We start from the raw sequence: 21,300 nt of genomic DNA, 5'->3' as shown, positions 1-21,300 counted from the left end.
CAAAATACCATGTTCTATTTAAACATTACTAATTATATGTTTAACCAGAGATAACGAGTTTCCCTTATCTGGGTAGTATTTGATTCCAGTCTCTTCTGGTTAACCTGGTTAAGCCGCAGTAAACTGCATTATTTTTGGGTTCCATCATAAGCTCAAAAACTTGCTTGGAGTAAGCCCCTCCAAACTCGCCTCTCAAAAATAATGCGAGCTCATCGATATCACTTTCTTTCGGTTCAAGAAGGGATCTTATCTCTGAATCATGAGCCATGTTCTCATGAAACAAATGCCCAATAATTTTATCCAGTAAACTTTGTTTACCTTCCCCAGCCTCAAAAAATGAAGCCATTAGAGCATCATCAGAAAAATCCTGCCTAAGGATCTGAAATAACGCAGGAATCAATAGTGTAAAATTGTCACAAATATCACCTGCCAGCTCATTAACATCCATGTTATGTGCAGTATCAGTAAAAATGACTGGGTGCTCTAAGGTAACGCCTTTCAATACTTCAAAACGTCTGAGAGACAGAGCTGAAAGCTGCAGCCTAAGATATGGCATATTCAAACCTGAAGTGCGATAAGCAATGAGTTTTTCTAAACTCACTCTCTTTTTTCGTAATGCTTTGCCGCCCTCAATTAATTGACTTTTAAGCTCTAAAGGAATGATACCAGGGGAAAAACTGTTGGCTAGCACAAGGCATTTCAGCCATTCTTGCTGTTCTTCACTCAACCTCTCTCTGCTATAGGTGATAGAATCTACAAGGAGTGGGCGAAAGTCTGCTTCATCAAAATGATTCGTTCCAACCATTTCTGTATATTTGAGCACTACATCCTTCAGCGCCATTGGAGATAAAACCCTCTGTAGTTTTTTACATAAGTCCCTGGCTACAGAGTAGTAGCTATATGCCTGCAAATCATGGGTTAGACTTCTGCCAAGCTGCTCAATTTTTACTCTTTCCGCAATGACAACAGGGTTATGCGTTGGTACGGCAGACTTCTTTTTGGTAGGTGGCGAAGTAATCACCTCAGGAAGTGGAGTGTCACCATCAGGCCTCAAAGGGAGATAAGTCTTTCCCTGCAAACTCATAAACGCTGCACTGTTTGCTCCTTCCTGAACCAGTGGGCGATCAACACAGCTGATCCATTCAAATAATGGTTTGGGTACCGGGCCACAGTATAGAAGCTCAACAGGCTCATTAGGAGAACTCACCCAATCAGTGTTGTTCAAGTCATAAAATGGCACCTTCAAGGACGCTTGTAACGCCTGAAGCCGTTCAAGACTTTCCAGCGGACTCAATATTAAAACAACCGTTTTCTCGAATTCTGAAGTATGGCTTTTAATGGCACCTGAAAGCAGTCTTCTAATAATCACATCATGTGCAGGCTCCAGTATCCGATGATGAATACCATAAACTGGAAGTAAATGAATTCTGCCTTCTTCAGTATCTCTCAACACTTTTTCCAGACGGGCTCCTCTTGAGTCACCCTTCATAAGTTCAGAAATATCCGGCTTTTTGGGTGTGTAAAGAATCTGATAGTTTGCCAATGATGGAAGTTCCAAGCTTTGATATTCCCCATCTTTCCGTTCAATCCTTGGCATCGTATTTGTCCACTTGAAGGGAGGGATAACTATGGCAATCTTCGACTGCAACCATGAGCGATTACCCCTCATGGCCCAGAAACCAAGCGGTTGCTCCAAAGGTCTGTGGTTAATCCTGCAATGATCTTCCAAATGTTTAAGAGGAATGCATTCACAGTCAAGGCCAGAATAATGCAGAGCCTGAACTCCATCATTATCAAGGTTAAATTCTGGAATGAATAGCTGGAGCTTTTCCTTCATCTGTACCCATTCATTATCATCATCAGATTTCAGAACCAGCTCCACTCTGCCTTTAAAGCCAAGGCGAGCAAGACTTTCGATAATACTGAATGCGGCTGTATGGTCTCCCTGGCCAGGTGCTTCGGTAAGCCCCACCCGGATAACAGGAATGGCACCCAACTTTTTAGACAGGCTCCTTATAGCAGTATCAACCTTCCTCTTACCCAGTTTGGTCAATGTTCTTTTTCTGAGGCTCATTAACATAACCAGATACATACTCGCTGGCAGCTGTAGCTCTAATGAATGAATGACCTGAAGCTTCCGAGGGTCGCTTTTTCCCCCCATCCATCGATAACTTGATCAGGGTATTTACAGAAAGTGCGGAGTCCACAGCTAAATCCGATTAACAAAAGTGCCTCAATATAGCTCTTCCCTCATAAAGCTGCTCTGACAAGCCCGAAAGTGGTACTAACAATTAACAGCACTAGCCCTCTCCTGCTCCTGACAGGCTCGTTTTAGTACGTATTGCCCAACGTGCATATTATATGTACAGTCAGTCAACATTTTTCATGCCAATCCTATATACAGAGATGTTCTATGGGCTTCCTGCGTAAATCTACCCTTGCTGCAGCGATCATTGCTGCGGGTTTCTCAACCACCGCCAGCGCTGATTACCAGTACGGTTTTGGTAATGTCAGCATTAACTATCTTGACTGGTCTAGCGGCACTGAAAGTCGTGCCAAAAAGAAGGACTTCATGTTCCTGGAACTGGAAGGTGGTGCAGGATTCAACTGGGGAGAAGTTTACGGCTTTTTCGATCTGGAAAACCCACACAAGAACAACGAAGAATCTGATGGAAACGGCCGCCGCACAGCTATGAAAGGCACCATGCGTTACTATCTCGGTAACACCGGCTTTAACATCTATGGTCACATCTACGATCTTAGTTCTGCCGGCTTTGATGAGCAAAACCGTCTGGTTGGTTTGGGCTTCAATTACCAAAATGCCAACTTCTTCTGGAAACCTTTTCTGGCGATCAACAACACCAATGCTACAGGGTTTAGCGGCTACAATGGTCTGGTTGCAGGCTGGGTAATGGGCTATGGCTTCAAGCTGGCAGGACAGGACTTCATGTTCAGCAACTGGCACGAGTACGAGTTTGACCGCGATAAGCAGTACCATGATGGCAAGAAGGATGGTAACAACGGCGCTGCAGCCCTGTGGTGGAATGCCAATGAGAAGATCACCGCTGGTATTCAGTACCGTTATGCTGATGACAAACTGGGCTCTAACAGCTACCAGAATGGTCTGGTCTACACGCTGAAGTACAACTTCTGATTACCGATGTAGACGTTTATTCTGTCAGTTCACCAGCCTGGTGAACTGATAACCCCTTTAAACAGAAACAACAAATAAAAAACAAATCCTCCCCTTATGGTCTACTTTTCCATACGGCGTTCCTGCTGCAGCATAAAATATCAACTGAAAAGTTAGGTTTAAAAAAGTAACACACGGGATTCTGTTTCCAGCTGTGGTTATGGCCGCTAATTCAATCACATTTAATGAATGGTCTGATACCCATGAAACGTTTGCTGAAATCCATACTTCCAATATCACTGTTTTCAATTGCACAGTTCTCTACAGCTGCTCCGTATCTGGACATGCCTCCAAGCTATGAAGATGCAACTACCTATACGATTCATCTAAAACCGGGTGATGACAAAGAAATCAACATGAGTGAGTTCTTTCGTCTTTCCAGTGAAGGTTATACGTCAATAAGAATCAAAGTTGCTGGTACCAATACCAGGGGAAATAGAACAAAGCCAACCAGACTGCACCCGGTTTTCCATAACTATACAGCTGAACGAATACCTCATTGCCGCCTGTTAAGGCAGCATGACTATGATGATAATTATCGGGTATTACTGGACAACACCATTTATGAGTCCAATCTCAGTTATGATGATGCCATTTTACTGATTGGCAAACTCGTATCGGTTAACTCCTGTACATTCTGATGTCTATGAGCACGACTTCAAAAAAATCCTGCCCTGGCTCTTATTGATTGAATCAGGGCATTAAACACTATAACCCATTGATTATTTTGCTATTTCAGACTTTTCAAACTGAATACTAGTTCCTGATTATTCAGAATATATTGGCGATAGGGCTTAATAGCGTTAACAATCTCATCAAGCTTTCTATAAAAACAGTTCTTGTCTCGCACTCATTCTCTTCAGCTTTCGAAAATGGAACCATTATCCAAATTATCAGTCTGATGTTAGTGAAATACGTTTAACTTTTGATATTTGAATAATTTACAAGGACTGATCCCATGAAACACCCCCGCTTACTTTTCAGGCTATTCGCCCTGGCTCTATTTATTATTGTGCTGCCAGTGAAGGCGGTTGAACCCTCTGCGCCAGCTTTCAATAATGAGTTACCGCCCAGCTATGAAGATACAATGGCCTATTCCACGTATACCATTCAGCTCAAGCCTGGAGACAGCAAATACATCAGCCTCGTTGAGCTTTTCGGTCAAGGTTTCTATAACCTGAGAGTCAATGTTGCCAGCGACTTGAAGCGTCCACACTGCCGTCTCTTTAAGCAGGATAATGGCTATTACCGGGTTCTACTGGACAGCATGACTTATGATTCAAATCTAAGTTATGACGATGCCATCTTATCGATTGGTAAACTCGTCTCTGTGAGCGCCTGTAGATTCTGACGTCTGTGCGGAGTGCAAATATAGGGAGTATCATTACTCCCTATATCAAAGAGTGATACAAAGACTCTATTATTTATTGATTCTACTGATTTTAGAGCCTTCAAGGGTCAGGTTATACATTAGCCCCTTATTATCCAGAATAAAGCCGATAATGGGTGCTTTTGCAGTTTCAGTAGTGATTGTCCCCCCTACGCCAAACTCAGCAATAGCCACGCTGCCATCCACCCCTGCCTCCCAGCCATCACTACTCTGAAAGTTCTTCAGAGCACTGCCGGTCATAAACATAATGACCTGAGATCGAGCCTGAGCCCCAAGCTGAAATCCTATGGAGGCGGAAATGGTACGGTAGTAGGCGCTGATACGATTGTTAACCAGAAGTGCGCCATCACCAAACTCACCGCCAATTCCGATTCCACCTTTGACCACCGTAGGGAATACCAGAATACCTTTAGCCTTTGCACCCAGCTCTTTTGCAGCAGGTCTCTCCTGATACAGCTTTTTCAGGGTTGCCCTGACTTCAGCATTCAACTCTTCTTTTGAAGCAGCGTGTGCACTCATCATGGGGAATGCAATTGCCAGAACGAGAAAAATGGACAGTATGGATGTTATCTTGAGCTTCATAACGAATTTCTTTTTCTGAAATGAAAGGTGCACTGCATTAAACGCCCCTTCCAAAGAATTATCAATCATCTCAAAATATTCACAAAGGAAGTGCTGTCGTGTACTTCATCTGTTCCATGGCAAAGCTGGAGGTGACATCGGTCAACCCCTCTACCGTATTGACCAGTTCCTTATAGAAACGATCAAATGACTGAATATCTTTCACAACAACTCTGAGTAAATAATCATATTCACCACTCATCCGATAGCATTCAGCAATTTCCGGATAGCTGGCCACTACCTTTCCAAAAGACGCCAGCCACTCGCTGTTGTGGTGACGGGTTTTAATATGAACAAAAACAGAAACCCCTAACCCAACCTTTTCAGGATTTACCAGAGCGACACGCCTGGTGATATATCCTTCAGCCTCAAGACGCTTAATGCGCTTCCAGCAGGGAGTTGGTGACAAACTGACTTTCTCGGCCAGCTCAGCCAACGAGGGAGTCGTATCCTCCTGCAACTCCCGTAGTATGTTTCGGTCAATTTTATCCATTAAGCCAGCTTCTTCATTGAACAAGTGAACGACACTGATCGAACTGAACGGCAGGTACGAACAGGGTTATGAGCTTAACAGATTTAATCGCTAGGGGGCGCTCTCAATTAGTCATGAGACCAGTTGATCACACAAGCTCTCAGGCAAGGCGAACGGCGCTGGTAATGGTGGTTCCATGTTCAAGTCGTTCAACACGGCATGAGTGCTTGTGTGATCAACCCGAAGGGCCGCCCACGGTTTGCGCCATTCATCGTTGCTCACGGCTTATGTGGAATAACCACATTGCGCAGTTCGCGCCTTGTCTGGCATAAACCGTGGGTGGCTGGTCACATGTCTAATTGAGAACGCCCCCTAGTAAAACCAGGTTTGGAGATACCGCTCCATACCATTCGTGGTGGGGACTGTACTACCTAAACGCTGTCAATGGTCAGAAGACCAACCACATTCTGGTCACGATCCTTCACCACCAGCGTATGAATGCCCTGCTCTTTCATTAAAAGCCGAGCTTCTTCAGCACTGATATTTTCCTGAACACAGATCGGTGTACCATTCATAATATTTCTTGCCTTGATACCCTGAAGACTCTCAGCACCCGCCAGATTACGGCGCAGGTCACCATCGGTAATGATGCCGCACAGCAAATCTCCTTCCATGACAAGACAGAGGTTGGTTCGATGGCTGGTCATGGTCTGCATGACCTGTCTGAGACTGCAGTCGGGCGTTACAACAGCAAGGTCACCACGGCGAACCACGTCCCGTACCCACACCATTTTCTGGTCACTTTGCTGCGCTTCGGGAGAACTGAACATGCGTCTACGAATCAGGGTTTCAGCCAGTAGATCGCCAATAGCCAACAGGACTGTAGTATAGGTCGTGGGAGCCTGCTCTCTGTCTTCACGGCTCTCAACCACACTGGCGTCCAGCACTATATCTGCCTGCTCAGCAACAGGTCCCACTGGGTCACCGGTGATGGCAATCACTTTATTGCCCATTTGCCGGATTGCAGGATAAAGGCGTAGCAGCTCTTCAGTCCTGCCACTGTAAGACAGCATGATAATAACGTCCCCAGGACCAATCATGCTCAGATTGTCTTCCCAGGTTTCAGCAGCATTCAGTATGTGCGTTGACAAGCCTGTGGCATAGAGCGTTGCAGCGATTTTCTGACCCACCAGACCAGACTGTTTCATACCAAACATGATGGCGCGCCCACGACACTCGGCCAACAGTTCAAGAGCCGCACTGAAGCTACCATTGATTCTGGCTTCCAGTGACTTTAGTGCTTCGATCTGTCCGGCAACACTGTTGCGCATGACATCAGAAACCAGCTGATTTTGGTCTAAATTCATAGTCCATCTCTTCTAATCATTTCCCATCAGTTTGACACAGAGGTATTGATAGATAATTGATCAGGAGCATTGATCGTGGACGTTTAATACTATTCAAGCTAACCAAGGAATTGTCCTTTAATAAGTTCCCCATTTCCATTCACCCTGGGCCCGTCGAAGGGTGGTGCCACCGGTCTTCCACAAGCTCAGTCCGAACAGAGTCCGGACATGAAAACAGGGAAGTTATTTCATTAATTCCTAACTGCGGGTTCGACGGATCGCGAAGTCCGTCCCGTTATTCTATTTAATTGCTCAGTAAAATAATCGTATCCTGTTTTACCTGGCTCGGGAGATTTGAGCATCATGTTGGTGTATCTGGTCATGTCGGATAATTCATCCCAAATATCCATTGCTGACCTAGTTACATCGCCATAAAGAACATTTTGTTTCAGAAGGGCCTCACGGACTTCAGGGCTTTCATCATTTACAATTTGACTTAGCCTTTCCGTATAGTCCCTGGTAGTCCAGCAGGCCCCTTTACCCTCAAGCTTATTTGCAGCTGAACTTAAATCGGACATAACTTCGTAGGGAGTTTGTTTCGCCTTTTCAGCTGATCCTGCCATGCACAGCCTACGGGCAAACGTGGGGTACAACCAGGTCAAAGAATCGCCTTCAGGCCATATGGTATTAGGTGCGTTATACGAGATTGATATATCCCTTCCGTTATAGGAACGAGATGTTTGACTTTCTACGGACCGAGCATCACTTGCATCGTGATTAGTTGTTGGATTACTGTGTTGATTGGCCGACATCGGATCCATAATTTTATCCTCCTTAGTTAGCGTTCTTGGTTTCCACTCACACTTATAGGACAAAAGACTAAATAAGAAGTTCCGCTTCGTTATATTCGATACTTATTTCAGGTAGACAACTCCCTCTCTGACTTCGCACTCCAGAGCTGTCAACATATCTCCCGGACAAGGCCCCGCGATACACTCCCCTGTCTCAATCAGAAACTGAGCACCGTGGGTAGCGCACTGGATCAGTCGCTTATCAGCATCCAGAAACTGATCCGGCTGCCACTCAAGGTTGATACCGTAATGTGGGCAACTGTTTTCGTAGACATACACCTGATCGCCTTTGCGTACCGCAAAAACGTGTCCACGCTCATTATGGAAACCTTTACTACCGGGATCCTGAAGTTCATCGATAGAACACAAACGAATCATTACTTCCCCTGAAATTAAGTCGCTAACCCCATGGCCAGCCACTTACAGACTTACGTGAAAGGTCGATAAAAGATAATACCACCCCTAACCAGAATACCCGATGCAAACCATCGACATCCTGTCCGACAAACAAATTGCGAAAGCTATCGATCAGATCGATGAACTCGCTGATCACTGGGAACAGCGCAATATCCAACTCCCATTTTTTACCCTGGGAGCTGCCAGCTATCTGGACAGTTCCAGAGTGAGTAATAGCCGATATTATGATAAAGCAGCCCGACTAAACCCGATCCTGCTAAACCAGTTTGCATGGCTTTACGATCTGGTGGTTGATGGCTTGAAACAAGCCACTGGCAAAAATTGCCAACTCAGTGATAGTCAGGCTCTACCTGGTTTCCACATTTTTCTGGCCCACAAGCAATTTCTCAACCCGGTTGCCAGCATGCACATCGACCTTCAGCACAAGACATTACAATGGCCAGAAGACCAGCGCATTGACCTCGAAGCAAACACTCTGTCCTTTACTCTGTCGCTGGAATTACCAAGAAGTGGGGCAGGCCTTAATACCTGGCCTGAGGGTCATGAAGACCTTATGGCAATGCCCTTATGGTCCACTCTACTGGGCAACACGGAGATTAACAGCGAATGTACATTTATTGACTACCATACTGGTCAGATGGTTATTCACTCTGGAGAACTTTTGCACCAGATTGCCCCTCTCAGGGATTACCATTTTGACGACCGGCGTATTACTCTTCAGGGACACGCCGTACTTAGCCATGGTGATACTTATCTGCTCTACTGGTAAGCATTATTTTTTTACAGACTCTTCTGGCAGACGAACATCAAAAGGCATACCCCGCTGCAACACAATCTGACTGAAATAGAGGTTAATTGCCTGGGAAGTGGTTAGCCCAAGTTGGCGCAGAATATCTTCAGCCTCTAGCTTTAATGACTCATCAATTCGTGCCCGCACAGTTGTTTCTTTTGCCATATTTACTGCACCTCATTCATCTAGTTATTGGAATATTTTTTTAAATACGAAAAAGTTCTAAAAACATAAAATCTAGCAGGAAAACCGTACTTTACATGTAGCCCTAAGGTCAGCAACTTTTTAACACTCCCAAAGCTACACCCTGGTATCAATCTGCCGATTGACTGTTATAAGCTCGCAAAATATAACAGTGTATAAAGAGTTGCCATGAGCAGTTCATAAAACTTACATCAGTGACGTCATAGTAAGTACCTGAACAATGTGTCAACAATATATGATTAGCAATCTACTGCTAATTGGCTGGGCTTTTATCAAACTAAGAGTAAGACAGGACGTTTTACGCAGTCACTAACAGGGACCATAGAGATTGAAGCTTTTGTTATGTCGAACAAATTATCTCATTGCTTAATCTTTACTTCATTTGCCATATCACTTCTGCTCCCGCAATACAGCCTGAGTAATGTGTTAGAACGTCAGCAAATGCTCTTTAAACATGTCGAAAAAGCACTGAAGACAGGCAATTATCAGCTTTACGAGAATTATCGATCCGAACTCAGTGATTACCCTTTGGCTCCCTATCTTGAGTATCTCAGCCTCGCAGACTACCTCAATCGTATAAGCCAGAGCGACATTGACCAATTTGCCAGCACATACCCTGATTTACCGCAGACCGACCAGCTCCAGCAACGATGGCTTCGCTACCTGGCCAGTAAAAATAGCTGGAGAGCCTATCTGGATGCCTATCAACAGGATGATGATGGCCGCTATCAGTGCCTGAAAGGCATAGCCCTGCAAAAACTGGGATATACAGAGCAAGCCTGGCAGGAGGCAAAAGGCCTCTGGTTGACGGGAAAGTCACAGCACAAGGCCTGCGACCCTTTATTTGAAAGCTGGAAAGCAGCAGGAGAACTAACCCAAAGCCTTATCCTTGCGCGCTTCTGGATGGCTGCAGAACAACATAACCTGTCTCTGGCTCGTTACCTGGATAAGTCAATTAAAGATACGTCGTTCAAGGTATCAACAGAGCTGTTCTGGGAAGTACACAAACATCCCGAGCTGCTTCACACAGCCCGCTTTAATGGTGACCTTGAACATCAGCGTATCATTATGATTCATGGCATCAAAAAGCTGATTTCCAAAGACCTGAACCTTGCCGTCAGTACCTGGTTAAAAATGCGTAACAACCATCCTTTTTCTTTGGAGCAGCGTTCAGCTGTCGACCAGAAGATTGCGATGAAGGCTGCCAAGAATTTTGTTGAAAACGCCGAAGAAATCATTGCCAGTATTGATCCTGACTTCCATTACCACAAGGTCACTGAGTGGCGAATCAGACTTGCACTGGCCAATCAGGACTGGGAAAGAGTACTGATACTGATAGAACATCTCCCAGGGGCTATCAGAAACGACAGCCGCTGGCGCTATTGGAACGAAGTTGCCCTCCTCAAGTTTCAGGAGGAAAGCTATAACATAGTAGGCATGCCCTTTCCAAAGAGATCCTCCCTGCTGAAAACTCCAACGCTCAGAGCGCTTGGTCAGGAACGGAACTTTTACGCATTTCTGGTGGCAGACCTGAAAGGGCAACCATTTCAACTTAACCATCAGCAGAAAGCCATTCGCCAGCAGGACCTGCAGAAGCTTAAGCAATATTACCCGGGCTTTAAGCGTATTCGTGAGTGGATTCACCATAAACGCTTTTATAACGCCCAAATGGAGATTAACCGGATAACCCCAAGCCTGGATAAAACACAGAAGCAGTTAATCCCCTATCTCGCCCATCAATGGGAATGGCATCATCAGGCTATTATGGCAGCAGCCCGCGCAACGCTCTGGGATGACCTTAGCCTGCGATTCCCGGCACCAGATGCAGAGATTTTCAGTGAGCAGGCTGAAAAGCGTGAGCTGGATTATCCATGGGTTCTGGCCATTGCCCGTCAGGAAAGTGCCTTCCACCCGATGGCACGCTCCAACGCCGGCGCAATGGGGTTAATGCAGTTGATGCCGGCAACTGCGAAACAGGCTGCCAAGCAGGCAGGAATACCGTACAGAAATAAATCAGAACTCCTTAAACCAGAAATCAATATAGCCCTTGGAACTACCCATCTGGCCTGGTTGTCAAAACGGTTTGAAGACAGTCGAATTCTGGCAACTGCGGCTTACAATGCCGGGAGTACACCAGTAAAGCGCTGGCTGAAGCAGAGAGGGCATCTGCCACTGGATATCTGGATTGAGACCATCCCCTACGACGAAACCCGTAAATACGTTCAGAACGTCATGTCTTATCGTGTCATATACAGCCTGCTGGAAAACCAGCCTGCACGTATGCTCTCATCTCAGGAGATGGCCTCCCTTAGCCTTAACCTTCAGGAATCCACTGTAATTGCCCAGAGAGAGCATGGAAAACCATGATAGAATCCTTCGGTTTATCGCTCAGGACAAATCATCAGGTTCTGATAAACTGATTGGTTCGAATTCTTATTATCTGGAGAACAACGTTTATGGACAGGCGTCATAAAACCCATGCTGTTCAGGTTGGACACGTCACCATTGGCGGTGATGCTCCCGTAGTAGTTCAGTCAATGACAGACACTGATACTGCTGATGTCCAGAGAACCATTGATCAGATTCGCCTGCTAGCGGATGCAGGCTCTGAAATCGTTCGTGTAACGGTGAATACTGAGGAAGCAGCGGCCGCTATTCCTGCAATCTATGAAGGTCTGGCCAAACACAACTGTAATGTACCTATTGTTGGGGACTTCCATTACAACGGCCACCTGTTGCTGACGAAATATGATGAAACAGCAAGACTGCTGCATAAATACCGGATTAATCCAGGCAATGTTGGCTTCGGCAATAAAAAGGATGACCGTTTTAATGCAATGATTGATGTTGCCATTAAATACGATAAACCGGTTCGCATCGGCGTTAACTGGGGTAGCCTTGACAAAGAGCTCTCTACCCAGCTGATGGATGAAAATGCAAGATCCGCAAATCCGAGACCGTCCCAGGAAATACTCCATGAAGCGCTGGTACTTTCTTCTCTGACCAGCGCAGATGCTGCTGTAGAGCGAGGTCTGGCAGCCAACAAGATCGTTATCTCCTGCAAGGTTTCCCGGGTACAGGATCTGATCAGCGTCTACCAGATGCTCGCAGATCGCTGTGAATACGCCCTTCACCTTGGCCTGACCGAAGCAGGTATGGGCAGCAAAGGCATCGTGGCATCCAGTGTCGCCATGGGCATTCTTCTGCAGCAGGGCATCGGTAACACTATCCGGACCTCTCTGACCCCGGAGCCCGGTGCATCCCGTGACAAGGAAGTGATTGTATCCCAGCAGATCCTGCAGGCTCTGGAGGTGCGCAGTTTTGCTCCGGAAGTCACTGCCTGCCCTGGCTGTGGTCGAACCACCAGCACGTTCTTCCGGGTTCTGACTGATGAAGTGGATGGTTTCCTGCGCAGTAAAATGGTGAACTGGCGTCACCAGTATGTAGGCGTGGAAAATATGAAAGTTGCCGTGATGGGCTGTATCGTGAACGGTCCAGGAGAAAGCAAGCATGCCAATATTGGTATCAGTCTGCCCGGCACAGGCGAAGCACCTTCTGCCCCGGTATTTGTTGATGGCGAGAAGTACACCACATTAAAAGGCGAGAATATCGCCGAAGACTATAAAAAGCTGATCGAAGAGTATGTTCAGAAAACGTATGCTCCTCGGGAAAAGCTGATCGCCAGCCATTGATTAAGACGAAGCCGCCGGCCAGTGGCGGCTTCAGTATCAATATTTTCTGTCTAGCTTAATTTTCCAACCCATAAAAAATTATTGGTGAAAGATGGATAGCTCCCAGCCTGGTAATGATCATTTAGTGCGTGAAATCACCAATCTGACCTCGCAGTTAGTGAGCATACCTGCCCAGACGGATATTGATTCAGAAAAGGAAATTGCTGAATTTACCCACAAATGGCTCACCACTCATGGCCTTCCTGCACAAATCATTGGTCCCAAACAACACCCCTCAATACTGTGTGTTGTTAAAAAAGGGGATGGGCCGGTACTCTGGCTGGAAAGCCCCTTGGATACGGTACCCGCAGGTGATCCATCCAACTGGCAAACAGCGTCACCATTTAAAACCGAAATAGTTGATGGTCGAATGATTGGTCGTGGCGTCGCTGATGCCAGACTGGCCATTGCGATGTTTTCGATTCTCACCAGAGAAATATCTCAGGACAGTGCCTTCAAGGGAACGCTCGTTCTCGCATTTGATGCTGATGAACAGTCAGGCCGATTTACCGGTATTCAGCAAATCATCCAAAAAGCGCCTAAACCTGATGGTATTATCCTCGGGTATCAGGGCGCTGGCGAAATATCCATTGGAGCCCGTGGCATCTTGCGGCTCTGGATACATATTCAAGGGAAATCTGCACATCCTGGCTCCCGCAGCCGTAAAGGGGTGAATGCCATTAATCGGATGGCACAGGTGTTATCCGCATTGAGTGAAACCTCACTGGCTAGCCATACCGAACCCTACTTTCCATTTGGCAGTCAGCTACAGCCTACTTTGATCAACGGTGGGGACGCACTCAACAAAGTGCCGGATCAATGCTCAGCCTTTATCGATGTACGCCTTCTTCCATCCATGGATAAAGCGCTAGTTCTTACCCAAATAGCAGCCATTATTGATAATATTCATGATGGTCATTATGAGCTGGAAGAAGTTCAGCATTACCCAGGATTTATAACCCCTCCTGACTCCAGGCTGGTTCAGATCGTACAGGAGGAAGCAGAGCAAGCTTCCGGCAAACAGCTACCTCTGGTAGCCAGTGGACCCACCAGCGTGGGCTGTGTTCTGGCTGATCAGGCTCCCGTGATTAACTCCTTTGGTGTTGAGTCAGGGAATGTTCATGCAGACAATGAGTGGATGCTGCCAGCCGACATTCCTGCCGTTTACCAGACGTGGTATCAAACGGTTATCCGATTCTGCTCTGGATAACCGAATCGATACACCATTTTCCCAAAGCCAAATTGACAAAGTAGACAACCCATCTAATTTCAAAGCTGGCAGGGCTTTTGTTTTCCCAGCCAATGCACATCCAGCTTCATGAAATAAGAAAAACACAGGTTGTCCTATGAATTTAACACTTCGCCTGAGAGTGGTGACCACTCTCAGTGCGACCCTCGAGTTTTATGACTTTACCCTGCTGATTTTTCTGGCAAATGCCATTTCACTGAACTTTTTCCCGGTTGCATCCGGCATGGGAAATATCATGCCGGTGTTAATGGTATTTTTTGCCGGTTATCTCGCCCGATTTATCGGTGGGCTTATCTACAGCCACGGAGGTGATAAGCATGGACGCAAACCTTATTACATGAACTCAATGATTCTGATGTCATTGAGTACCCTGGGTATTGCTCTGATTCCCGGGCACGACACCATTGGCTACATAGCTCCGTTACTGCTGCTTTTCTTCCGGCTTCTTCAGGGAGCCTCTCTTGGTGGAGAAGTACCTGGTTCCGTTGTCTATGCATCGGAGTATTCAAGGGAAAACAAAAGAGGACTGGTAACCGGGCTGATTGTCAGTGGCCTGACTTTCGGGAATATACTGGCCAGTGGTGCAGTCTGGTTCATTCATACCTGGTTTGGGGAACAGGCGGTGAACGCATGGGCATGGCGCATCCCTTTTGCCTTAGGGTCAGTCATTGGGTTGATCAGCCTCTGGCTTAGGCATTCTCTGGCGGAAACGCCGGTTTTCGAATCTTCTGACCATTCCAGACGTGAAACCATTCCTGTTATATCCCTGTTAAAAAACTATAGAAGCCAACTGCTAAGGGGAGTTAGCCTTGCCGCAGCACCAGCAGTCACAATATCTGTCCTTTTTTTCATGCCCAGATTTCAACAGGAGTACATTCATCAACCACCATCCCGGTTTATGGGAAGTTTTGTGTTCTTCACCATACTGGCCTCTCTGAGTTTTATTTTTGCTGTCTTGTCAGACCGTATTGGCAGACTGCCCCTGATCCGGTACGGCTCCATCATGATCATTGCCACAGTGCCTGCTTCGATCTTCTTTTTACTGCACGGTATTCTCAACCCAGTGATGGCCATGCTTCCTTTACTGATAGCACAGGGCATGATTAATGGGGTCTATGAAGCCTCTATGGTAGAGCTGTTTCCTACCGGAGCACGCTATAGCGGGGTGGCATTCTGCCATAATCTGGCATTCTGTATTTTCGGAGGAGCCACTCCCATGTTGCTGGAGTGGCTATGCAACCACGGCTGGCTATTATCACCAGGGCTTTGGCCGGCCATGGTCAGCTTTGTCCTGATGGGTCTTTCACTTCATTGGAAAGATCGTTACCAGGACAAACTTACAGAGATTTAGGGCATCAGTGTGAGGGTATACTTTGCATCTCCCGGCAAGAACGGACTGGCTTTCCCTTCCACCCAGTCCATATAACCTGCCGTAAAGAAAGGAGAGAGAGGATGACCACTCTGACCACCCGGCATATGAAAGATTGCTTCATCTTCACGCCCGGGAGAAACCACCATCCGTTCAGACACGCCTTGATCTGAACGCTGAGCCTTGGGCATCCAGATATCGCCTGAGAGAGGTACGGCGGGCATATCCAGCAAGTTGCCAAAAACAGGAATGGCACCACTCAATGGGTGACGAATGTCAGCCGTATTTCTTTGTCCCCAGGTGGCAGTGGCCAGCTGATCTACTCCTCCCAGTTCACTCACTACCTGATCCACGGTTTCGACCAGCAACTCATCCCAATGTTCGTACTGAGGACTCAGCCAGTTCATTGGGCGCTCTTCCAGAAGACGCCATATCATTTCGCTTTCATGATTCAGCTTCTGCATAAAGCCATCTTCAACATCGTCTCTGGCTTCAGGAGAAAGGGAAAGAAAGTAGCGTCCCAGTGAAGACATGATCTTTAGCTTAAGAGCATCTTTATACTCACGAACCAGACGATAACCCACGTCATCAGTCGCAGCCTTTCCAGACCAGTTTTTCACATAATGATGAAACTGCTGACGCGAAAGGCTGCCGTCTATCACCTCTTCAGTGAGTGTATTCAGAATCAAACGACGCCAGTTATCCATATAAATAGCGCGGTGATCCAAAGCAATTTCTAACATAGCCTGTTCATCAGCACGTTCAAGCGTCATTAACGCATCGCGGATCTGAATCTGACGAGGTCCGAGTGCATAGCCTCCATTTCCCATCTTTTTGTAGTCATCCCCACTTACGATACGGGCATTGGCGGTCCAGACTCTTTTATCCACAGGGTTATGAACCCGGGGATAATGTACATCAGGAAGCCAGCCATCCCAGTTATCATCAGCCTGCTGCCAAGGCAGTGGATAAGTGGAATCGATACCTGAGCGGTTTGGAATCTGCCCGGCAACGGTCCAGCCAATATTTCCTTCCCGATCACCTGTCGTAAAGTTCTGCGGTGGAATTCCACTACGGTTGGCAATGGCCATTCCCTGTTCTACATTGCGGGCAACTTCCAGGTACACCAGATTAACGTTGGTCGCCTCCGGCCGGTGCGCAGTCCAACGCAGGGCATATTGGGTATCATCGTAGGCCGAATCAACAACGGGCCCCCAGTGAGTTCCTGAATACTCAACGCTGACCGGTTCCTGACCTTTGATATTGATGGTTTCAGTCCAGCGCTCAAGAGGTCTCAGGCCATCATTGGTCATGTACTGGTCATCATTTATATCCAGTTCCACCAGATCCACCCAGTCACCAGCGGTATTTGTAAAACCCCAGGCAATATGTGTATTACTGCCAACTACAATGAATGGGGTTCCCGGTAATGTAACTCCGGTAATACTGACTTTTTCCTGTGGCTTGTCTGGGTGTGGATAACTCAAAGACGCTCGATACCAGATTGTGGGCACCCGATGGCTCAAATGCATATCATCTTGAATAATAGCCCCACCATGCTCCGTTAACTCCCCAGATACCGCCCAGTTGTTACTTCCAATAAGGCTGTCTTCCAGAGTTGTTCCACCCAGATTGGCATAGAGCCCAGTATCTTTGCTGCGTAGATCCACCAGCTCTGACCCAGGGGTTGGCACATCAGGTAACTCCCCTGGCTGCATTGGTGAATCCCAGCGTGTTTTCAATGGGGAAAGAAAATCGATAACAGCAGGCACCGTCACCCGGCTGAGGAAACCTTTCAGGTTATCCAGTTTGACTTCATCATCATTCAGATCCATATACATGCTGAAGATCGACAGATAGGAATCCTCATTTCTCCACGGCAGGGGCTCTACTCCAAGGAGCAGGTATTCAAAAGGCTTCTGCCCAAGATCTTCCAGCCCTTGGTTCACACCATCCGTATAGGCATTCAGAAGAGCCTGATGCTCAGCGGTCATAATCTTAACCGCCTGCTGAGCTACCTGACGGAAACGATGTTTTCTCTGACGCTTATCATGATCAAGCGCCAGTTCACCCACCAGTTCAGACAGTTCACCCGCCGAGTTGCGACGATTCAAATCCATCTGAAAAAATCGCTCCTGGGCATGAAGATATCCGGTAGCAAAGGCCACATCCTTACGGTCACTGCCGGATATCAAGGGAATTCCCTGGGCATCCCGTTCAATGGTAACCGAAGCACTCAATGAAGGAGCCTTCACTTCACCTTCCAGGACGGGAAGACTCTGACGAAGAAGAACAAAAGCGGTAAGAATGATAAGCAGAGATATTGATACAAGGAGAAAAAAACCTCTCCTTAACCAGATCAGCATTGATGCTACTCCATTATTCTTATTATATGAGGCAGTGAAAATAACACAGTTTTACAAAGCTGCCCATTGCATCGTAAAACCAGTACTGAAAATACTCTGGTCATATTCTGGTGCTCTAATTTTCAGTCTTCATCAAAATAGCATCATACTCTTTCAAAAATTATCACTTTGTCCAAAGCTGAAAATCCCGATAGAATACTGCCCATTTTGAATGGCGCTAACGTATGAATCACTAAATGTTACGCCTGAGTTCCCTCACCTCAGCTAAAAAGGACTTGCCATGCAAACCAGCAATCGCGGCCTGAACATTCTGTTTTTATTATCGATATTTCATATCGTTACCATTACTGCCAGTAACTACCTGGTACAAATACCTTTCCAGTTCTTTGGTATGCATACCACTTGGGGAGCATTCACTTTTCCGTTTATTTTCCTGGCCACAGACCTAACCGTAAGGGTCTATGGATCTGAGCAGGCCCGGAAAATTATCTTCTCTGCCATGTTCCCGGCACTACTGATCTCCTATCTCGTGTCAGTACTGTTCGTAGATGGAACTTTTCAAGGATTAGAGAGCCTTGCCAGCTTTAATGTCTTTGTGGCCAGAATTGCCGTTGCCAGCTTTGCTGCATACCTGATTGGCCAGATCATGGATATCACCGTTTTCAACCGCTTGCGTCAAAATGCAATGTGGTGGGTAGCACCAGCCTGTTCGACCATTGTCGGTAACCTGATTGATACCCTGAGCTTCTTTAGCCTTGCCTTTGCGGGTTCATCAGACCCGTTCATGGCGGCACACTGGATGGAAATTGCCCTAGTGGATTATGGCTACAAGCTAGCCATCAGCATGCTGTTCTTCCTCCCTATGTATGGTGTATTGCTGAATTTCCTGGTGAACAAGTTGAATGTGCCCATTCAAATGAATTCTCAACAAACGGCATGAAGACCTGCGCATAAAGAAAAGCCCCGTTAAACGGGGCTTTTCTTTATCAGCTGGCCGTAAAGTATGTTCGGTCTTCGGCGGTCGCTGCCTCATAACACTCTCCTCTGACCTGGTATAATTCCTCAGAGAAGTTGCTGCTCAGCTCGATAAAGCCATCCCGGCAATAGCCCGTCATCGCAACCTTATTATCGAGCATGGTATAAATCAGATGATTAATGTGATTCCACGGTGCCTTCCAGCCCTTTTCCTCCAATTGATATGCGTTGGTGAGCTTCGGCGAGGGATAAACGATATAGTCGAATAACTTTGTACCATCTTCAGTAATACGGGTAGTGAACGTTGCAGACTCTTCTGCAGAGCTACCACCGAAACTGGCGCAGCCACCCAGTAAAGTAGCTAATGTAATCAACGCAAAGCATTTCTGTATTACCATTTCATCCATCCCTGACTGTACAGTCTGTTATTCTTAATTCTGGATATACTGACTTATGTACTACTTTAGTGGACTAGCATTTGGAGCAATATAACAATCCGTTCACTCCAAAGTATCCCAAAACAATGACACAATTGTCTTAAATTGTAATTTCCATTTTCTCAGCCCCCTCCATAAATCGTATGGCAGGATAGGCTGATTAGCTGAGTCTAATAAATCAATGATTATCTCAGTATTAGCAACCCGCCTGACCCAAGGCACCGACCTGAAAATAGCAGTACAGGAACTCGTTAATAAGCACCGAGTTTCCGCAGGCTCACTGGTTTCCTGTGTTGGCTGTCTGTCCAAAATAAATCTGCGCCTTGCAGGTGCTGAAACGACGTTAGTTACTGAGGGCTCTTTTGAAATCGTCTCTATCATGGGAACGCTGACACCAAGTCATCAGCATATCCACATTGCTGTGGCTGATAGAAAAGGGCATGTTATGGGTGGACACCTGTTAGAAGGAAATATCGTTGATAGCACCGCAGAGGTGATTATTCACAGTTATCCACAGCTGAACTTCTCAAGGACTTTTGATTCATCCACAGGCTACACCGAAATGGTCATTGATAAGTGCTAGTTTTTGATCAGACGTATCATCTGAAGGCTTTCAAACATTTTCTTTTTATCGTTTTCGGACAAGTGGGTTGTATTAACCGTCCTGACAAAGTCTTTCTGCATTTTATTATCAAATGTCCCCCCATCCTTAAGGTATTCACTGATTTGTATCACGATCTGATCACCGAGCTCCAAAAGCTTGGGTCTGACCTCAGATGCCAGGTCACGGTACTTTTTATTTTCAGGACTGGCAGACAACCACTCCGCCATATATCGGTACTGAATAGCCTTGGCCGCATCCATCTGAGCCTGAAAGAAATCAGCGATGGAATCTGGTTGTAAACCTACCTGCTGAGCATCAACCAATGCCTTCTCAAGCACCTGTTGCTCTCTGATCAGATCTTCAACAGCACTATGATTCCTGGCCTTAAATAAGGCCACATCCTGCATATAAGTAAGCCGCTGGTTGATTAACTCAAAGATTCCATTCGACATTGTATCTGCAACCGTCAAGGTAGAGAGTGTCAAACAGAGCAATCCAGTTACAACAAGCTTCATGGTTTCCTCAATAATTCTCTGAGCTTAGAACCAGTTTCATTCCATTGATTCCGCCGTGACACCCTGATTATATTTTGTCCAACAACTATTAGAGTATCTGCCAGAATCACCAGCACTGAAGTAAAGCTAAGCCTGTCTTGAAAATGCCAAAAAATAGAAATAGTTCAGTACCGGTAATTACAAGTTGAAAGAGTTTAGCAGCTACAGGAACAGTGAATGGATTTTCTGATTAGAGGAAGAGCCAAGAGAGCCAAGCAGAAAGGCACCTGCTGAAAGTGTATTTAGCTAACCTGTCTGAAGTGGATTTATTTTTTACCACCCACAGCAAAAACCCCGACAGATTGCTCTATCGGGGTTCTCTAATTGGTGCCTGGCGATGACCTACTCTCACATGGGGAAGCCCCACACTACCATCGGCGATCGGTCATTTCACTACTGAGTTCGGGATGGGATCAGGTGGTTCTAACCTTCTATGGTCGCCAGGCTTAACTGGTTGAACTCAAAGCCTTCAGGCTCTCAGTTCTGGAATCCGACCTCCATGGATGGAGGAAGTGCTGAACAACGTCTGGAACGTTGTCAGTGCTCTTTAAGCTGTTTTCTTGCTAAACACTCTATTTGCGTATGGCTGTGTATTTCTACACGCTAAATCGCTTTGGCGTTATATGGTCAAGCCGCACGAGTCATTAGTATTGGTTAGCTCAACGCCTCACAGCGCTTACACACCCAACCTATCAACGTCATAGTCTTTAACGGCTCTTCAGGGGTATCTA

The 21,300-nt window shown here is 46.4% G+C and carries 20 protein-coding genes and 2 rRNA genes; 10 read left to right on the top strand and 12 right to left on the bottom strand.

From position 1 onward, the window contains the following. Positions 1 to 64: 64 nt before the first annotated feature. On the bottom strand, positions 65 to 2,074 hold the full coding sequence (locus AK963_RS02735; protein ID WP_139117213.1) for a hypothetical protein: 2,010 nt from the start codon (positions 2,072 to 2,074) through the stop codon (positions 65 to 67). Positions 2,075 to 2,413: 339 nt separating this feature from the next. Between AK963_RS02735 and AK963_RS02730 the strand changes: the two genes are divergently transcribed. The 3 genes from AK963_RS02730 (at position 2,414) to AK963_RS02720 (ending at position 4,544) form a co-directional block, all read left to right on the top strand. Continuing rightward, the gene (locus tag AK963_RS02730; protein WP_066013944.1) at positions 2,414 to 3,154 is read left to right on the top strand and encodes an outer membrane protein OmpK; all 741 of its coding nucleotides are present in this window, start codon (positions 2,414 to 2,416) and stop codon (positions 3,152 to 3,154) included. 242 nt (positions 3,155 to 3,396) lie between these two features. Next, on the top strand, positions 3,397 to 3,834 hold the full coding sequence (locus tag AK963_RS02725) for a hypothetical protein (protein WP_139117212.1): 438 nt from the start codon (positions 3,397 to 3,399) through the stop codon (positions 3,832 to 3,834). Between the two features lie 317 nt (positions 3,835 to 4,151). After that, the gene (locus tag AK963_RS02720) at positions 4,152 to 4,544 is read left to right on the top strand and encodes a hypothetical protein (protein ID WP_066013940.1); all 393 of its coding nucleotides are present in this window, start codon (positions 4,152 to 4,154) and stop codon (positions 4,542 to 4,544) included. A gap of 69 nt (positions 4,545 to 4,613) precedes the next feature. Here the strand turns inward: AK963_RS02720 and AK963_RS02715 are convergent, their stop codons facing one another. The 5 genes from AK963_RS02715 to AK963_RS02695 all read right to left on the bottom strand — a co-directional run bounded on the left by AK963_RS02715 (position 4,614) and on the right by AK963_RS02695 (position 8,251). Further along, positions 4,614 to 5,165: a BPSL1445 family SYLF domain-containing lipoprotein gene (locus AK963_RS02715; protein ID WP_066013962.1), complete on the bottom strand. Its 552-nt coding sequence runs from the start codon at positions 5,163 to 5,165 to the stop codon at positions 4,614 to 4,616. A gap of 79 nt (positions 5,166 to 5,244) precedes the next feature. Continuing rightward, complete coding sequence (locus AK963_RS02710; RefSeq protein ID WP_066013939.1) at positions 5,245 to 5,697, bottom strand: Lrp/AsnC family transcriptional regulator; 453 nt, start codon at positions 5,695 to 5,697, stop codon at positions 5,245 to 5,247. Positions 5,698 to 6,107: 410 nt separating this feature from the next. Then, positions 6,108 to 7,043, bottom strand: a complete 936-nt coding sequence (locus tag AK963_RS02705) for an SIS domain-containing protein (RefSeq protein WP_066013938.1) — start codon at positions 7,041 to 7,043, stop codon at positions 6,108 to 6,110. A 230-nt stretch (positions 7,044 to 7,273) separates the two neighbouring features. Further along, the gene (locus AK963_RS02700; RefSeq protein WP_066013937.1) at positions 7,274 to 7,843 is read right to left on the bottom strand and encodes a hypothetical protein; all 570 of its coding nucleotides are present in this window, start codon (positions 7,841 to 7,843) and stop codon (positions 7,274 to 7,276) included. 93 nt (positions 7,844 to 7,936) lie between these two features. Next, the gene (locus AK963_RS02695) at positions 7,937 to 8,251 is read right to left on the bottom strand and encodes a Rieske (2Fe-2S) protein (protein ID WP_066013936.1); all 315 of its coding nucleotides are present in this window, start codon (positions 8,249 to 8,251) and stop codon (positions 7,937 to 7,939) included. A gap of 100 nt (positions 8,252 to 8,351) precedes the next feature. On the opposite strand from AK963_RS02695, the gene AK963_RS02690 reads away from it, so the two are divergent. Continuing rightward, positions 8,352 to 9,059, top strand: coding sequence for a hypothetical protein (locus tag AK963_RS02690; protein WP_066013935.1), 708 nt, complete (start codon positions 8,352 to 8,354; stop codon positions 9,057 to 9,059). Positions 9,060 to 9,062: 3 nt separating this feature from the next. On the opposite strand, the gene AK963_RS02685 is transcribed toward AK963_RS02690, so the two are convergent. After that, entirely contained in the window at positions 9,063 to 9,245 is a 183-nt protein-coding gene (locus AK963_RS02685; RefSeq protein WP_066013933.1) for a type II toxin-antitoxin system RelB/DinJ family antitoxin, read from the bottom strand. Positions 9,246 to 9,725: 480 nt separating this feature from the next. On the opposite strand from AK963_RS02685, the gene AK963_RS02680 reads away from it, so the two are divergent. The 4 genes from AK963_RS02680 to AK963_RS02665 all read left to right on the top strand — a co-directional run bounded on the left by AK963_RS02680 (position 9,726) and on the right by AK963_RS02665 (position 15,615). Next, the gene (locus AK963_RS02680) at positions 9,726 to 11,651 is read left to right on the top strand and encodes a transglycosylase SLT domain-containing protein (RefSeq protein ID WP_066013931.1); all 1,926 of its coding nucleotides are present in this window, start codon (positions 9,726 to 9,728) and stop codon (positions 11,649 to 11,651) included. An 89-nt stretch (positions 11,652 to 11,740) separates the two neighbouring features. Continuing rightward, a complete protein-coding gene (gene ispG, locus AK963_RS02675) occupies positions 11,741 to 12,976 on the top strand; it encodes a flavodoxin-dependent (E)-4-hydroxy-3-methylbut-2-enyl-diphosphate synthase (RefSeq protein WP_066013930.1) in 1,236 nt (411 codons plus the stop codon). Positions 12,977 to 13,067: 91 nt separating this feature from the next. Continuing rightward, on the top strand, positions 13,068 to 14,225 hold the full coding sequence (locus tag AK963_RS02670) for a M20 family metallopeptidase (protein ID WP_066013928.1): 1,158 nt from the start codon (positions 13,068 to 13,070) through the stop codon (positions 14,223 to 14,225). Between the two features lie 136 nt (positions 14,226 to 14,361). Continuing rightward, the gene (locus tag AK963_RS02665) at positions 14,362 to 15,615 is read left to right on the top strand and encodes an MFS transporter (protein ID WP_066013926.1); all 1,254 of its coding nucleotides are present in this window, start codon (positions 14,362 to 14,364) and stop codon (positions 15,613 to 15,615) included. Here AK963_RS02665 and AK963_RS02660 read toward each other — a convergent pair. Further along, the gene (locus AK963_RS02660) at positions 15,612 to 17,999 is read right to left on the bottom strand and encodes a penicillin acylase family protein (protein ID WP_066013924.1); all 2,388 of its coding nucleotides are present in this window, start codon (positions 17,997 to 17,999) and stop codon (positions 15,612 to 15,614) included. The genes AK963_RS02665 and AK963_RS02660 overlap by 4 nt on opposite strands. A gap of 280 nt (positions 18,000 to 18,279) precedes the next feature. Between AK963_RS02660 and AK963_RS02655 the strand changes: the two genes are divergently transcribed. Then, positions 18,280 to 18,939 (top strand): 7-cyano-7-deazaguanine/7-aminomethyl-7-deazaguanine transporter, encoded by a 660-nt coding sequence (locus AK963_RS02655; RefSeq protein WP_066013922.1) that lies wholly within the window; start codon positions 18,280 to 18,282, stop codon positions 18,937 to 18,939. Positions 18,940 to 18,985: 46 nt separating this feature from the next. On the opposite strand, the gene AK963_RS02650 is transcribed toward AK963_RS02655, so the two are convergent. Next, entirely contained in the window at positions 18,986 to 19,372 is a 387-nt protein-coding gene (locus AK963_RS02650; RefSeq protein ID WP_139117211.1) for a hypothetical protein, read from the bottom strand. A 220-nt stretch (positions 19,373 to 19,592) separates the two neighbouring features. Here AK963_RS02650 and AK963_RS02645 point away from each other — a divergent pair, with 220 nt between their 5' ends. Continuing rightward, a complete protein-coding gene (locus AK963_RS02645) occupies positions 19,593 to 19,994 on the top strand; it encodes a PPC domain-containing DNA-binding protein (protein WP_139117210.1) in 402 nt (133 codons plus the stop codon). Here the strand turns inward: AK963_RS02645 and AK963_RS02640 are convergent. The 3 genes from AK963_RS02640 to AK963_RS02630 all read right to left on the bottom strand — a co-directional run. Beyond that, on the bottom strand, positions 19,991 to 20,530 hold the full coding sequence (locus AK963_RS02640; RefSeq protein ID WP_066013919.1) for a chorismate mutase: 540 nt from the start codon (positions 20,528 to 20,530) through the stop codon (positions 19,991 to 19,993). The two genes, AK963_RS02645 and AK963_RS02640, sit on opposite strands and share 4 nt — an antisense overlap. 368 nt (positions 20,531 to 20,898) lie before the next feature. Next, positions 20,899 to 21,014, bottom strand: a 5S ribosomal RNA gene (rrf, locus tag AK963_RS02635). 178 nt (positions 21,015 to 21,192) lie between these two features. Further along, a 23S ribosomal RNA gene (locus AK963_RS02630) occupies positions 21,193 to 21,300 on the bottom strand; the annotation flags it as partial.

The sequence above is a fragment of the Endozoicomonas atrinae genome (assembly GCF_001647025.1).
GTDB classification, from domain to species: Bacteria; Pseudomonadota; Gammaproteobacteria; order Pseudomonadales; family Endozoicomonadaceae; genus Endozoicomonas; species Endozoicomonas atrinae.
This window is presented reverse-complemented; position numbering and strand designations above follow the sequence as displayed.